This is a genomic window from Sinanaerobacter chloroacetimidivorans (assembly GCF_018128545.1).
Lineage (GTDB): Bacteria > Bacillota > Clostridia > Peptostreptococcales > Anaerovoracaceae > Sinanaerobacter > Sinanaerobacter chloroacetimidivorans.
In genome coordinates, this window is the sequence record NZ_JAGSND010000002.1 from 335,384 (window position 1) to 349,618 (window position 14,235).

Genomic DNA, 14,235 nt, shown 5'->3' on the forward strand with positions numbered 1-14,235 from the left:
CTTCTCTGCAAGCTCCTCAAGGAGACCTTCTATTTTAGAGGTAGCCACCGGATCCAGTGCGGATGTGGGTTCATCCATGAGAATCACTTCCGGTTCTACAGCCAGACACCGGGCAATGCAAAGCCTTTGCTGCTGCCCGCCGGAAAGACCCATAGCCGGTTTATGCAGTCTGTCCTTTACTTCATCCCACAGGGCAACCTCGCGAAGAGTTCTTTCTACGATATGATCCAGCTGGCTTTTATCCCTTTCTCCATGAATCCTCGGCCCGTAAACAATGTTCTCATAAATTGTTTTCGGGAATGGATTGGGTTTTTGGAATACCATACCCACCTTTTTTCTCAGGTTGATGATATCGTAGTCCTTTCCATAGATATCCTCTCCGTCAAAAAGGATGTTTCCTTCTATTTTAATACCTGTAATCAGGTCGTTCATTCTGTTCAGAGTTCTTAAAAATGTGGATTTACCGCAGCCCGAAGGTCCGATGAGCGCCGTGATCTTGTTTCCATATATGGTCATATCCACACTTTTTAGAGCCTGAAAACTGCCATAATACAAATCCAGATTTTTGATATCAAATTTAGTTTCCATTTCTTCCTCCTAGACTGCTGCCGATGAGATTGGCTGCCGTATTGATAAGCAGCACGATGACAATTAAAAGTGCAGCAGTTGCATATGTTTTTTCTTGTGACAATCCTTCCGCCGATAGGATATAGAGATGTACTGCCATGGTTCTGGTGGAGTCAAAAAGAGAGTCAGGCACCCTGAGGGATCCTCCCACTGTCAGCATAATGGCTGCCGTCTCACCAATGGCCCTCCCGATTCCAAGAATCAGGCCTGTCAAAATTCCCGGTTTGCAGCAAGGAATAATGACCTTTATGATAGTCTGCCATTTCGTTGCTCCCAGAGACAAGCTTCCTTCCCGATATGCCATAGGAACCGTCTTTAAGGATTCTTCCGTAGCCCGTATCAGAGTAGGCAATACCATCATAGCCAGAGTCAGGCCCCCGGAAAGTACCGACCATCCCATCCCTAGGAAGATGACAAAGAAAGCAAAACCAAATAAACCGAATATAATAGACGGAATACCTGCTAAAATTTCTGTAAAGAATCGTATCAGAGTGACACCTTTGCCTTCTTTGGCATACTCGGTAAAATAAACGGCTGCCGCAATGCCAATAGGAGTTGCAATGAGAATGCCGACCCCGGTTACATACAAGGTTCCGATGATAATAGAGAAGATTCCGCCTTCCTTACCCATTCTTCTGGGTTCTTCTGTTAAAAATTCAAGATTGATATGGGAGAGACCGTTAATCAGAATGTATCCGATAATAATGATCAGTGCAGCCAGCGTAACTGCAGCCAGAAATCCTATGAGTCCATAAAAGATGACATTCTTGGTTGTCTTTATCTTTTTCCTGTCTTTATTTATTTTTGTATTTCTTATGTTCTGATCTGTCATGATGCCTTACCTCCTATCCCCTTCATGCTGACCTGAGCGATGATATTCAACAGCATGATGATGACAAACAGGATAATTCCCACGGCAAACAGCGCCTGCTGATGAGTTGGTGACGCGTAGCCCATTTCCATGGCAATGGTACCTGTCAAAGTGGCCACCGGATCCAGTATGCTTCCCGGAATTTTTGCCATGTTTCCCGTGATCAGCAATACCGCCATCGTCTCTCCGATGGCTCTTCCCATACCCAAAATGATAGAGGAGATGATCCCCGATTTGGCAGCAGGTATCAAGACTTTTATAATGGTTTCCATTTTATTGGCTCCCAATGCGAGAGATGCTTCTTTATACTCTCTGGGCACCGCGGCTATGGAATTTTCCGAAATACTCACGATAGTGGGGAGTATCATAATTGCCAGAATAACAGCACCGGCTAAGATGCTAAAGCCCGTAGTACTTTTATCCGGATTAAAAAACTGGTAGATAGGAAGAATATAATTTCGTATTGCAGGGACCAGCACCACCAGCCCAAAAAATCCGTAAACCACCGAAGGAATGCCCGCAAGCAGTTCAATGGCGGATTTGAAACCTTTCGCCCATTTTGCAGGTAATATTTCAGCCAAAAAGACAGCACAGGCAATGCCGGTCGGGATTCCAATCACAAGCGCCCCGAAGGTTACGGAGAGGGTTCCTGCGATTAATGGTAGAATCCCGTAGCTGCCATTGGTTGGAGACCAGGTTGTTCCTAAAATAAAATCAAAAACTCCGTAGCTAGCCAAAACCGGTAAACCTGACTGAAATATAAAAATAGTAATCAGCGCTACGGATATGGTTGCTACGACAGCAGAAATTAATATTAACTTTTCGATTATTCTTTCATATGTTTTCATCTGCGTTACCCTATGCAGTCTCAGCGAAAGCCTTCCCGTAATTTTACGGCAAGGCTCACTGTTTCACAAACTGCTCTATCTATATAAAATTGAGGAGAAGCTTATATTACCGGGATAAACCCACTTTCTTCAACGATTGCCTGACCTTCTTCGCTCATCACAAAGTCGATGTAAAGTTTTGCTGCTTCTGTCAGTTCACCGCTTACTACATAGATGAATGGTCTGGATATTTTGTATTCGCCTGAGAGTACTGTTTCTTCAGAAGGCGCAACCCCTTCAACTTTCACAACTTTTACGCTGTCGCTCAGTGATCCCAGAGATACGTATCCAATGGTGTTCGGGGTAGTGGCAACAGTCTGCATAACTGCCCCGGTTGAACCTTGTACCAAAGCGTCTTTTGTTGTTCCGTCAATTTCTTCTCCGGCTTCATTTTTGCTCATGACTTTGGTAATCTCAGTAAATGCACCCCTTGTTCCGGAACCTTCTTCTCGGGATACTACGACGATGGGAGCATCTTCTCCGCCGACTTCTTTCCAGTTCTTAATCTCACCGGTATAGATCTTTTTGATCTGCTCAATCGTAAGATCTGTTACGGTAGATTCAGGATTCACAACAACGGCAACACCGTCCTTTGCAATGATAAATTCTTCTGCTACGGAACCCTTTTCTTCATCCTTTACGTTTCTTGATAATGCGCCAAAGTCTGCGATTTTTTCTTGTATGGCTTTAATTCCCTGTCCTGAGCCACCTCCCTGTACTTCTACAGAGATTCCAGGATTGGCATCCATAAATGCTGCCGCTAATTCTTCTGATAAAGGCTGCACTGAGGTTGATCCCGCAGTTACTACAGTTCCGGTTACATCGCTTGCATTACCGTTATTGCCGTCATCTCCGGTGCTGTCTTTGGCGCCGCAGCCTGCCAGTGCTCCAAGAGCCAATAATATTACTAAAGTAATGGATAATATCTTTTTCATTTTTTAATTCCCTCTTTCTTGTTTTATTGTTGATGTTATTCTTTCTCTTTACATTTCTTATCATACATAGTGAATGTTAAGAGCCAATAAACCAAATGTTAAGAGTATGTTAAAATGTAAATGGACGAACTTATCAATATGATGTATAGTTTGTATAAAAAGTGTTAAATGCTTTATGATAAAGAGACAGCTATGTTCACAAATAATGCCGGTAATGCGGTGTAGGGAGACTACAAGATGAATAAAAAGAATCGTATCATTACAATCTTCGGAATGACTTTCCTCATAGGAGTGGTCCTATCGGCACAGATCGGTGCACAAAACTCCGGACAAAGAGGGCTTGTTCTCATCACTCAAACACAAATGTATAAAGAGGAACTTCAGAAAGTACAGGAAGAAAAAGAGTCAGCCGGTAAACAGCTTCTGGAATGCGAGAGCAGAATAGATGAAATCGAGAAGGACGAAGCCGGCAAAAGTGCCTATTTGAAATCGCTGGTAGAAGATGTTGACAAGTACAAGATAGATGCCGCACTTACGGACGTAAAAGGGCCAGGGATTAAGATAACCATAATGGATCCTGTTCTTCTGGAAGAAAATCTCCTGGAAAAGGACGAAAGCATAATTATGTCAAATTGCGATTTATTGATAAGTCTGGTGAACAAATTAAAAAGTGCCGGGGCTGAAGCGATTTCCATTAATGGTCAGAGAATTTTAGCGACTACAGAAATTATTTTTGTTGGTGACAACGTAAATATCAACACCGTGCCTACCGCGCCGCCTTATTTGATAAAAGCTATCGGTGACCCCGATGCGCTGGAGTATGCATTGACTATTCGATATGGAATCGCCGAACTGATGAGGCAAAGCTATTCGCTTCAGGTGACTGTAGAAAAACAAGAAGAAGTGACAATTCCCAGATACAACCGCATCATCAATTTTCGTTATGCGAAACCGGCAAAAGACTAATTCCTATTTAAAAATTACGGTAAAGGTAGATCCCTTCCCCAATTCGCTTTCCACCTTGATTTCCGCTTCGAACAATGCTGCAATATGCTTCACAATGGCAAGACCGAGCCCTGTGCCGCCTACCTTCTGGGAACGGGATTTATCAACCCGGTAAAAACGTTCGAAAAGCCTCGGCAGGTGCTCCTCTGAAATGCCGATACCTTGATCTTTTACACTAATGTGTACCTTACCCTCTACTTTTTTTGCAGCGATAAAGATCGCTCCCCCGTCATGGGAGTATTTTACCGCATTTTCTATGAGATTCATCATGAGCTGCTTAAACCGGTCATAATTTCCGCCAATGTAGATTTCATAAGCAAAGTACGTGGATACGCTAACCTTCTTTGCCTCCAGGATAGGCTCCAAAGCAGCTAAAATTTCCTCGATGGCCTCCCTTACATTGATGTCGCTGTCCGTGTTCACCTCACGTTTATTTTCGATATCGGAAATGATCAGAATATCCTCGATGAGCCGTTTTAATCTGGCGGATTCAATGGCGATAATATCAAGAAACTTCCTTCTGATTTCTGGATTTTCGGCAGCACCGTCCTGAAGTGTCTCTACGAAACCTGAAATGGAAGTGAGGGGCGTCTTCAACTCGTGGGTAACATTTGCAACAAAATCCTTCCTGATTTTTTCCGCTTTTTTGTTTTCATCCATAGTAATTTTCAGTTGTTTTTCCATTTCATTGATGGGCTTGATAAGCTTGCTGGTATACAGGATAGCGATAATGGCCGCAATCAGAATCCCCACCAAAGATGAGATCAGCGAGGCTTTCACTACAAAATCATTGATCATTTTCAATTTATCGATTTCCATGGCAACCCGGGTAATCATCACCGTTTCTCCCTGGTACTCCAGAGCATCGGCTACATAAAGAAATTCTTCCCCCAGCGTGCTGCTTTCTCTGCTGCTTCCGCCGGCACCGGATAACAGGGCTTCCTTCACTTCCTCGCGGTTGGCATGGTTTTCCATATAAATGTAGTCTTCGCCTTCGGCAGAATCGGCAAGCACCGTTCCGTCTATATCGATGAAGGTAAGCCTCAATCCCATTTCGTCGGAAAAATCCTTGGCATAGACCACAAAATCAGCCTGAGTTCCGTCATTATAGTCCTCAATGATGGCTTTATTAATCAGTTTAGAGTAAGTGAGCAGTTCCTTTTCCTTCTCCGCAATAAAATTACTGATATTGACATTAATGGAAATAAAACTGGTTAAAATTACACTCAGCAAGATTAAGCCTATGGAAAAAAGCAGAAATTTCTTTTTCATCTTGTCTCCCTTTTACGGCATCTTATAGCCCATACCACGAATGGTTTGTATATATTTGCCTTCGTTATCTTCATCGCCAAGCTTCTTTCTCAAATACCTGACATGCACATCTACCGTCCTGGTCTCGCCGATGTATTCGAATCCCCAAACCTTGTCCAGCAGCTGGTCTCTGGTCATAACTCTTCCCCTGTTTTCCGCAAGGGTCTTTAAAAGATCGAACTCTTTTAGGGTAAGATCCAGAACCTTTCCTCCCAGTCTTACTTCATGACGTTCAATATCGATGGCCAGATCCCCGATCATCAGGGAGTCTTTATCAGAATTACTTTCATATCTTCTCAGCACCGCCTTGATCCGCGCCATTAATTCTCTGATACCAAAGGGCTTTGAGATATAATCATCTGCTCCGAATTCCAGACCTAATACCTTGTCGATTTCTTCATTTTTAGCAGTAAGCATGATAATCGGTGTCTTACTGCCTTCCGCTCTCAGTTCTCTGCAGATATCATAGCCGTTTTTCCCCGGCAGCATAATATCCAGCAAAATCAAATCCGGCCTTTCTTCGTGAGCCAGCTGCAAGCCCAGCAATCCGTCTTCCGCTCCGATGCCTTCATAGCCGTTTTCCTTCAAATTATATAGAACCAGTTCTCTGATATTGGGTTCGTCTTCTATAATTAAAATCTTTTGCATAACACTCCTCCATTGCACTACTTACCTTCGTGCCGGACCTAGAAACAGTCCTGCTATATTATTTGCATTATACAATACACTCATCCAAGAAACAAGATTTCTATTAAAAAGTGGCTGCTGCGCTGTTCCCATTCGGCTATTCCCACGCTAAAAAGGAAAGCGCCGTATACTGATACACGGCGCTCTCATCTTATTAAGGAATATGGTTATTGTTTACCGGCGCAAAAGCACCGAGGTGTCTATTTTAGAATTCTGTCGTTTGGCTCAGATGCCAACGAAAAAGTATCCTATTCGTAGTCGTGCTTCAGAGCAATTTCAACCGGCTTTCTGCCTTCTTTCCACTTGATTTCGCCTGGAGTGATGCAACCCTGAACCGGGCAAACATTTAAGCAAAGGTGACAGCCTACGCACTCTTCGTTGAGGTTTGGTCTTCTTTTCTTAGCATCCCAGTCAATTGCCTGATGAGCACCATCATAGCAGGATACGTAGCATCTTCCGCAGCCGATACATTTTTTGTGATCAAAATTTGGAAGGATTTTGAAATCTCTGTTCAGGTCTTCTGCAGGGATGATATTTCCGATCGCTTTTCCAATGAAATCATCAAGCTTGTCATATCCTCTTTCATCCATGAAGTGGCTTACACCGTTGATCATATCTTCAACGATTCTGTAGCCATACTGCATGATTGCTGTCGTAACCTGAAGGTTTCTGCATCCTAAGAGTAAGAATTCAACTGCGTCTCTCCATGTTTCGATACCGCCGATACCGCTGATTGGAACGTTCTTTAAAATTTCATCCTGCAGCATCTGTGCAATAAATCTTAAAGCGATTGGCTTAACAGCAGCTCCGGAATATCCAGAAATAGAGGATTTACCGTTTACAACCGGCATAGCAGTCATATTTTCGAAGTCGATGTTTGTGATTGACTTCACTGTATTGATCGCGGAAACTCCGGCAGCTCCGCCTTCAATGGCAGCACGTGCTGGAAGTACCATATTGGTTACGTTTGGAGTCATCTTTGCAATGAAAGGAATCTTTGTAGTGGAGGATACTGCTTTTGAGTACAGTTTTACCAATTCCGGAGTGGAACCTACATCAGAACCCATTGCATGACTTGTCATCTGTGGACATGAGAAGTTACCTTCGATCAGGTCTGCTCCTGCCTGTTCGCACATTTTAGCAAGCTCTTTCCATTCGTCTTCTGTGCTGCCCATGATAGTAGCTACCATGATCTTTTCAGGATAATCTCTCTTTAATCTTGCCATGAATTCGAAGTTCTTTTCTGTCGGCTTGTCGGAGATCTGCTCCATGTTTTTGAATCCAACCCAAGGAAGACCTTCTTTATTTGTCTGGTCAAATCTTGGAGAACATTCGTCAGCTACGAAAATACCAACGGTTTTGAAGAATACTCCGCCCCAACCGGCTTCATAAGCTTTAGCAACCATGTCATAATTTCCACCTACCGGTGAGGATGACAGGAAGAATGGGTTTTCGCATTTAACACCTAAGTAATTTATTGATAAATCTTTCTTAACAGCCATCTTATTTCACACCTTCCTTCTTTTCGAGGTACTCAATGATTTCAGCTGCCGCTTCTTTTCCTGCCGCTACTGCTTCCACAACGGTCTTTCCGCCGTTTACAATATCGCCAGCTGCAAAGATACCAGCAACGTTTGTCTTACCTTTTGCGTTTGCTGCAATCGTACCTTTGTCAGCTACTTTTACAGGGGCAATCTTGGTCATATCTTCCGGAGCCTGGCCGATAGCAAATACAACAGTATCCGCTGCAACCTTTGCACTGGAAGCGCCGTCTCTTCCCTTGAATACAGCAAATTCTACATTTTTGTCACCAACTAATTCTGCAGGAGCAAAGTTCGTTGTGATCGTTACCCCTAAAGAAGTAGCATACTGGATTTCAGCCATGTTTGCAGGAGCTTCTTCTAAGGTTCTTCTATAATAAATAGCTACATTTTCAGCGCCTAACAGCTTTGCAGTTGTAGCACAGTCCATAGCAACGTCTCCGCCGCCGATTACAACCACGTTCTTTCCAGGGTTGAAATCTCCCTTGGAATCTCTGGCAGCCTTTAAGAAGTCAATGGCATTTGTAACGCCTTTCAGGTCTTTTCCTGGAATTTCAGGAACCTTTGCTTCCCATAATCCGGCGCCGACAAAGATGGCTTTAAAGTCAGCCTTTTTCAGTTCTTCTACTGTGATATCTTCTCCAACCTTGGTATCAAATACGAATTTAACGCCCAGGTCTTTTACTGCTTTGATGTCAAAATCCACAACGTGCTGTGGTAATCTTGCCGGTGTGATTCCGTATGTAAGTACTCCGCCTGCTTTTTCTGCAGCTTCGAAGATGGTTACCTGATATCCGGCTTGAGCGAGTTTTGCTGCGCAAGCAAGGGATGCAGGTCCGGAACCGATGCAAGCGACTTTGTCAGCTTTTTTCTTGGAAGGTGCTGCCAAAATCTTCATTTTGTGTGCCTTTTCCTGTTCTACTGCAAATCTCTGCAGCTTACCGATTTCGATTGGTCTGTCAATACCGCAACGGCTGCAAGCCTCTTCACAAAGTCTGTCATATGGACATACTCTGGCACAGCTTCCGCCGAGAATGTTATTTTCTCTGATGGTTTCAGCAGCACCTTTAATGTTTCTGAATCTGATTGAACGGATGAACTTACCAGGATCTGTTCCTGCAGGACATCCTTTGCTGCAAGGTGCATCGATACATAGTAAACATCTTGCTGCTTCTTCCATCGCGGTTCTTGGGGTGAATCCGTCAACAGCATCAGCAGTATACTTTGCTTTTACTACTTTACTCAAAACTTTCAACTCCTTCTCTTTTAACAAATCAATATAACCTTTAGAATACCGTTTTCCAATGTTTTCCTTTCAGTCTGGCAATCCAGCCAAAGAAAGCACTTTCATTAGGCAAATCTTTTTTGATAAGGCTGATAACGCCTTACTTTTTTTGTGTATATACCGATTCTGCATGACAGAAAAATAATAGTAAAGTTCAATTTTTTTTGCACAATCGTCATTGTAGTGAAACCAGTTACACACAACTTCATTTTAACATCTTTTCAGAATTATGCAATAGTTTATCTTGCAAAATTCTAAAAAACTTATTTCCAGTTGTTATTCAGTTATGGTTCTCTTCTTCTGGTGTTCCTTCTTTTACCAGTCTAATCTGAATTTTTTCTCAGGACAAACACAGATGCAAAGACCGCAGCCGGTACATCGTTCACTGCTCAGAATCATCTCGTTGTTTTTCTTTTCAATGGCTCCGTAAATGCAGGATTTTACACAGTCTTCACAGTCAAGAATACAGATCTCATCATTAATTCTGCTAACCACAGGTTCAATTTTGATTTCCTCAAAAGATTTTAAATTATTTAAGGCTTTACCTTTTATCGTTTTTACTTCCTTGATATCCCGTTCTTCCCCCCAGCGCTCCAGGTCTTCCACAATTTCGGTAATACACGAAAAACCATTTAGCATCACCGAAGTTCCGATCTGTACGGCCGATGCTCCCAGCATGATATATTCCAGCGCATTTTTATAATTCCCGATGCCGCCGATTCCGCAGATAGGAACATCTACAGTCTGGGCGATGGTCGCCACGGATGCGAGGCCCAAGGGCCTGATCGGTGCTCCTGAATAGCCTCCATATGTTGACAGCGTGGGCTCTGCCGTCTCGATATCCACACCCAGAATACAGCGAACCGTATTGATGGCACTCACACCGGAGCCTCCGGCTTTTTTCACTGCTTTCGCCACTCTGGATATGTTTGTGGCATTCTGGGACAATTTCACCATGACGGGAATTTTAATATTTTGGACCACTTCCTTTGTCATTTCAAAGACACGCTCTGCATCTGATGCAACGACTTCCAGAGATTCTCCCATCGGAGAAGAGATGCCCAGTTCGATAGCGTCTGCCCCAAATTTTTCCATTTTCATGGCAAGATAGGCAAGCTCAGAAGGAGTATGGGCTGAAATGCTGGCAATTACTAAGCCTTCCTTGCTTTTGGCGATATCCATTTCTCTTTGCCATCCTTCCACCTGTATATCACTGTAAAGTCTGATATTTTGAGCGCCCTGACCGTTGTAGGCAATTCTCGGCCGAACATCCAGCAAGGCATCGCTGACAATGGTTTCCGTAATGACAGCGCCTGCACCGGCAGTAATTCCTTTTCTGATGCTTTTTCCATCACGATTCCACGGTCCAGCCGCTACGATAATGGGATTTTTTAATTTTAAACCTAAAAATTCTGTTTTCATTAGAATATCTCTCCGATTCTCTCCCTGTGACCACAGGATTTTCTTATCTTCAGCTTGGATTGTAATAAAATTTCTCTATTCGCGGAGTCCTCTTCTTCTTTGCTGTCCATCAAGTCAAAGAGCAGTCTTGCACCAAGAACTCCCATTTTATGCATGGGTTTTTCCACGGTAGTCAGCTTTGGTTCAATCAAATTTGACATTCTGATATTGTCAAAACCCATCACGGCAATTTCTTCCGGAACTTTCAACCCAAAATCCTTCATGGCATCGATCACTCCGAATGCCAGAAGGTCGGAGGATGCAAATATGGCTCTTGGACGTTTTTCCATATCGATTAGCTTTTTCGCGGCAATATAACCGCCTTCTACGGTATTCGGCGCCACCAGGATCAGTTCCTCCCGATCTGGTATTCCTTCTTCTGACAGTGCATGCCGATACCCTTCCAGTTTACGCATGTTTTCTATTTCCGGGGTATCTCCGTAAATGATCGCAATATCTCGATATCCTATGTCTATCAGATGTCTTACCGCTTTGTAAGCTGCTCCCTGACAGTCTATCCTGACAATGGATACATCGGAAATATTCCGGTTTTCACCGATCAAAACCACCGGAATCCCCTGTTTTTTAATAAGTTCCACATCCTCATCTTCCAGCAGGGAAGAGACCAGAACGATGCCGTCTACCCTTCTTTTAATCAGGGAATCCGCATATCGCCTTTCCTTGCTTACGTCATTTTCTCCGTTACATAACAAAGTCGTATAATCCTTTTGATGCGCAACATCTTCAACCCCCTTTGCAATTTCCATATAGCCGGGATTTAAGATGTTCGGAATTAAAAGAGCTATGGTATTGGTTTTATTAAAGTTCAACCCTCTAGCAAACCAATTGGGTGTATACTCCGATTCCTTGATTACCGTTAAAATTCTCTCCTTCGTATCCGAAGCAACGCTTTCAGGATGATTCAAAACCCTGGAAACCGTGGCCACAGAGACTCCGGCTTTTTTTGCAATTTCTTTAATATTCATCTTACACCAAATTACCCAAAAAGCGGGGAGTATCCCCGCTTTCCATTCTAAAATAATAGCTATAATTTAAATTCTTCTGATTCCAGTACTGAAAGCTGCATACGGATAGCCGCAAAGCCTGAAAAGGCCTCTTCCATACAATCCGTTCTTACGTTATCAATCGGTTTACGGCTATAAAATCGCATCTTTATCTCCTTCTCACTGATCAGAAAATACCTGTTTATACGCAACCGCAGAAAATTTTTCGACTGTAGAAAAATTTTATTACATCTGTGCGTTTCAACGCGAGGCAATGGATATGATTCCGTCTCGTTATATTATGTCACTTTATCAATTTTTTTTCAATAAAAAAACAAAAAATAATTCCACTTTTAAACTAGTTTCAACAGGTGTTCTCCTATTGCTCTGCAAGTTGGAATTTCAGGAAATTATGGCCAGATCAGTTCGATTTTGCCTTCCGGGCAGATATCCCCGCAAAGCCCGCAGCCTTTACATTTTTTCCCGTCGATGACAACGTTCTGATTTTGCTCTGAAATTGCTTCATAAATGCAGCATTTGATACAGCGGAAGCAATCTTTCCGACTGCACGGGCTTTTCATGTATGAAATCTTGGGCTCCACCTGCATTTCATCAAAGGATTGGATATGAGCAAGAGCTGTGCCTCTGATCCGGGAGAGATCCTCTACTTCATTTTCCTCCATCCATGATTCCAAATCCTCTTTTACCTTTTCGATATGGGAAAATCCGTTCACCATGACAGCGGTACCCATCTGTACAGCCGTAGCACCCAGCATCATATATTCCAGAACATTTTCATAGGTTTCGATTCCACCGATTCCGCAAAGGGGCAATCTCGTACTTTGAGCTATCGTAGCTACAGAGGCAAGGCCCAGAGGTCTAATAGGAGCACCGGAATAGCCGCCATAGGTAGGGAGATACGGTTTTCTGCTTTTGATATCAACACCTAAAATACAACGTACCGTATCAATGGCGCTGATGGCACTTCCTCCGGCCCTTTCCACCGCACAGGCGATCTTGGACATATTCGTCACATTCTGGGACAGCTTGACCATGACGGGTATATCTACACTGCTTACCACTTTGCTGGTCATCTCATAGATTTTTTCCGCACTGGCTGCCATCACTTCCAGCCCTTCTCCCATAGGGGAAGCAAGGCCGAGTTCGATGGCATCCACACCTATTTTCTCCAGTTTTCCGGCGATATAGCTGATCTCTGACGGGGTCTGCGCACAGACGCTGGCGATTACGATGCCGTCCTGACTTTTCGCCACATCGATTTCCCTCTCCCATTCTTCCAGCAGAATGTCACTGTACAGGCGAATATTCTGAACACCATTGTTGTGATAGGCTACTCTGGGCCTGACATCGATATTAACCTCGTTTACAATGGTTTCCGTAACCACTGCACCAGCCCCGGCAAGGAAAGCCTTCTTGATCATTTCGCCGTTTCGAGACCAGGGTCCTGCGGCCACGATGATTGGATTCTTTAATTTTAATCCCATGAAATCAACGGAAAGCGTCATTTTTTCCCCTCCTTAGCGGTTAAAATATCTCCTTAAGCCTGTCCTGATGTCCGCAGGACTTTCTGACTTTAAGCTTTGACTGAATTAATATTTCCTGGGGCTCTTGTTCTTTTTGTTCATCCTCTTCCATCAGATCAAAAAGCAGTCTGGCCGCTACCAGCCCCATTCTGTACATGGGTTTTGCCACGGTAGTGAGTTTTGGTTCCATAAAGCCTGAGATTTTTAAATTATCAAAACCGACTACTGCAATATCCTGAGGAATTCTCAGGCCTGTTTGTTTTATCTTTTCCATAGCCCCGATAGCCATGGTATCTGAGGAAACAAAGAGCGCTTCCGGCCTGTCCGCCTGGTTCAGCAGTTTGCTTGCTGCCAGGTAGCCGCCTTCAATGCTGTTTTCTTCTTCTACTATATGTGAATCCCGATAATTTAGACCTTCTTCCATCAGGGTCTTTTTAAAGCCTTCCAGCTTATCCATATTTTCAAGCTTTGGCCGTGTCCCATAAATCATTCCGATCTTTCGGTGACCGATTTCGATCATATGCTTTACCGCTTCCGAAGTCGCCGCTTTGTAATCCGTATAGACAAGATTCGCACCGGTGTTATCCTCATTTTTTCCGATGAGTACTACCGACACATCCTGTTTTTTGATTTGCTGAAGATCGCTGTTTTTCAGAAAGGAGGAAACCAGAATAATACCGTCCACCTTTCTTGTCAGGAAATTTTCTACCTGCTCTTTTTCTTTTCCGCGATCCTCCTCGGTGGTGCAAAGCATGATATTATATTTCTTTTGATGTGCAACATCCTCTACTCCTTTTGCAATTTCCATATACCCCAGATCAAGAATATCCGGAATCAGGAGCGCAATGACACCGGTCCGGTTCAGCTTTAAGCCCCTGGCAAACCAATTTGGCGTATAATCCAAGCTCTCCATGACGCTTAAAATATGTTCCTTGGTATCAGGAGCGACAGCATCCGGATGATTCAGAACTCTGGATACGGTAGCAACGGAAACGCCGGCTTTTTTTGCTACGGATTTAATATTCAAATGTCACGCCTCCTATTTTGAAGTTTCAGAAGTTTACAGTAATAGTATAG

At 43.5% G+C, this 14,235-nt stretch carries 14 protein-coding genes; 1 reads left to right on the forward strand and 13 read right to left on the reverse strand.

The window, feature by feature from the left end; genetic code table 11:
• From KCX82_RS04630 to KCX82_RS04645, 4 genes are all read right to left on the reverse strand, one after another.
• Positions 1 to 588, reverse strand: a 588-nt coding sequence (locus KCX82_RS04630) for a phosphate ABC transporter ATP-binding protein (RefSeq protein ID WP_227017269.1), incomplete at its 3' end; no start/stop codon positions are given.
• Complete coding sequence (gene pstA / locus KCX82_RS04635; protein ID WP_227017270.1) at positions 578 to 1,459, reverse strand: phosphate ABC transporter permease PstA; 882 nt, start codon at positions 1,457 to 1,459, stop codon at positions 578 to 580. The genes KCX82_RS04630 and pstA, both read right to left, overlap by 11 nt.
• Complete coding sequence (gene pstC / locus KCX82_RS04640) at positions 1,456 to 2,346, reverse strand: phosphate ABC transporter permease subunit PstC (protein WP_227017271.1); 891 nt, start codon at positions 2,344 to 2,346, stop codon at positions 1,456 to 1,458. The genes pstA and pstC overlap by 4 nt, the downstream gene beginning before the upstream one ends.
• Before the next feature lie 101 nt (positions 2,347 to 2,447).
• On the reverse strand, positions 2,448 to 3,320 hold the full coding sequence (locus tag KCX82_RS04645; RefSeq protein WP_227017272.1) for a phosphate ABC transporter substrate-binding protein: 873 nt from the start codon (positions 3,318 to 3,320) through the stop codon (positions 2,448 to 2,450).
• A 237-nt stretch (positions 3,321 to 3,557) separates the two neighbouring features.
• Between KCX82_RS04645 and KCX82_RS04650 the strand changes: the two genes are divergently transcribed.
• Positions 3,558 to 4,286: a DUF881 domain-containing protein gene (locus KCX82_RS04650; RefSeq protein WP_227017273.1), complete on the forward strand. Its 729-nt coding sequence runs from the start codon at positions 3,558 to 3,560 to the stop codon at positions 4,284 to 4,286.
• A 3-nt stretch (positions 4,287 to 4,289) separates the two neighbouring features.
• Here KCX82_RS04650 and KCX82_RS04655 read toward each other — a convergent pair whose 3' ends face one another.
• The 9 genes from KCX82_RS04655 to KCX82_RS04690 form a co-directional block, all read right to left on the reverse strand.
• A complete protein-coding gene (locus KCX82_RS04655) occupies positions 4,290 to 5,597 on the reverse strand; it encodes a sensor histidine kinase (RefSeq protein WP_227017274.1) in 1,308 nt (435 codons plus the stop codon).
• A gap of 12 nt (positions 5,598 to 5,609) precedes the next feature.
• Positions 5,610 to 6,284, reverse strand: a complete 675-nt coding sequence (locus KCX82_RS04660; protein WP_227017275.1) for a response regulator transcription factor — start codon at positions 6,282 to 6,284, stop codon at positions 5,610 to 5,612.
• 287 nt (positions 6,285 to 6,571) lie between these two features.
• A complete protein-coding gene (gene preA, locus KCX82_RS04665) occupies positions 6,572 to 7,825 on the reverse strand; it encodes an NAD-dependent dihydropyrimidine dehydrogenase subunit PreA (RefSeq protein ID WP_227017276.1) in 1,254 nt (417 codons plus the stop codon).
• Between the two features lies 1 nt (position 7,826).
• A complete protein-coding gene (locus tag KCX82_RS04670) occupies positions 7,827 to 9,110 on the reverse strand; it encodes an FAD-dependent oxidoreductase (RefSeq protein WP_227017277.1) in 1,284 nt (427 codons plus the stop codon).
• A gap of 354 nt (positions 9,111 to 9,464) precedes the next feature.
• Positions 9,465 to 10,571, reverse strand: coding sequence for a hypothetical protein (locus KCX82_RS04675; protein WP_227017278.1), 1,107 nt, complete (start codon positions 10,569 to 10,571; stop codon positions 9,465 to 9,467).
• Entirely contained in the window at positions 10,571 to 11,596 is a 1,026-nt protein-coding gene (locus KCX82_RS04680; protein WP_227017279.1) for a LacI family DNA-binding transcriptional regulator, read from the reverse strand. Before KCX82_RS04680 ends, KCX82_RS04675 begins: the two co-directional genes overlap by 1 nt.
• 59 nt (positions 11,597 to 11,655) lie before the next feature.
• The gene (locus KCX82_RS22915; RefSeq protein ID WP_264373187.1) at positions 11,656 to 11,781 is read right to left on the reverse strand and encodes a hypothetical protein; all 126 of its coding nucleotides are present in this window, start codon (positions 11,779 to 11,781) and stop codon (positions 11,656 to 11,658) included.
• 243 nt (positions 11,782 to 12,024) lie between these two features.
• A complete protein-coding gene (locus KCX82_RS04685) occupies positions 12,025 to 13,140 on the reverse strand; it encodes a hypothetical protein (RefSeq protein ID WP_227017280.1) in 1,116 nt (371 codons plus the stop codon).
• Between the two features lie 19 nt (positions 13,141 to 13,159).
• A complete protein-coding gene (locus KCX82_RS04690; protein ID WP_227017281.1) occupies positions 13,160 to 14,185 on the reverse strand; it encodes a LacI family DNA-binding transcriptional regulator in 1,026 nt (341 codons plus the stop codon).
• Between the last annotated feature and the right edge of the window lie 50 nt (positions 14,186 to 14,235).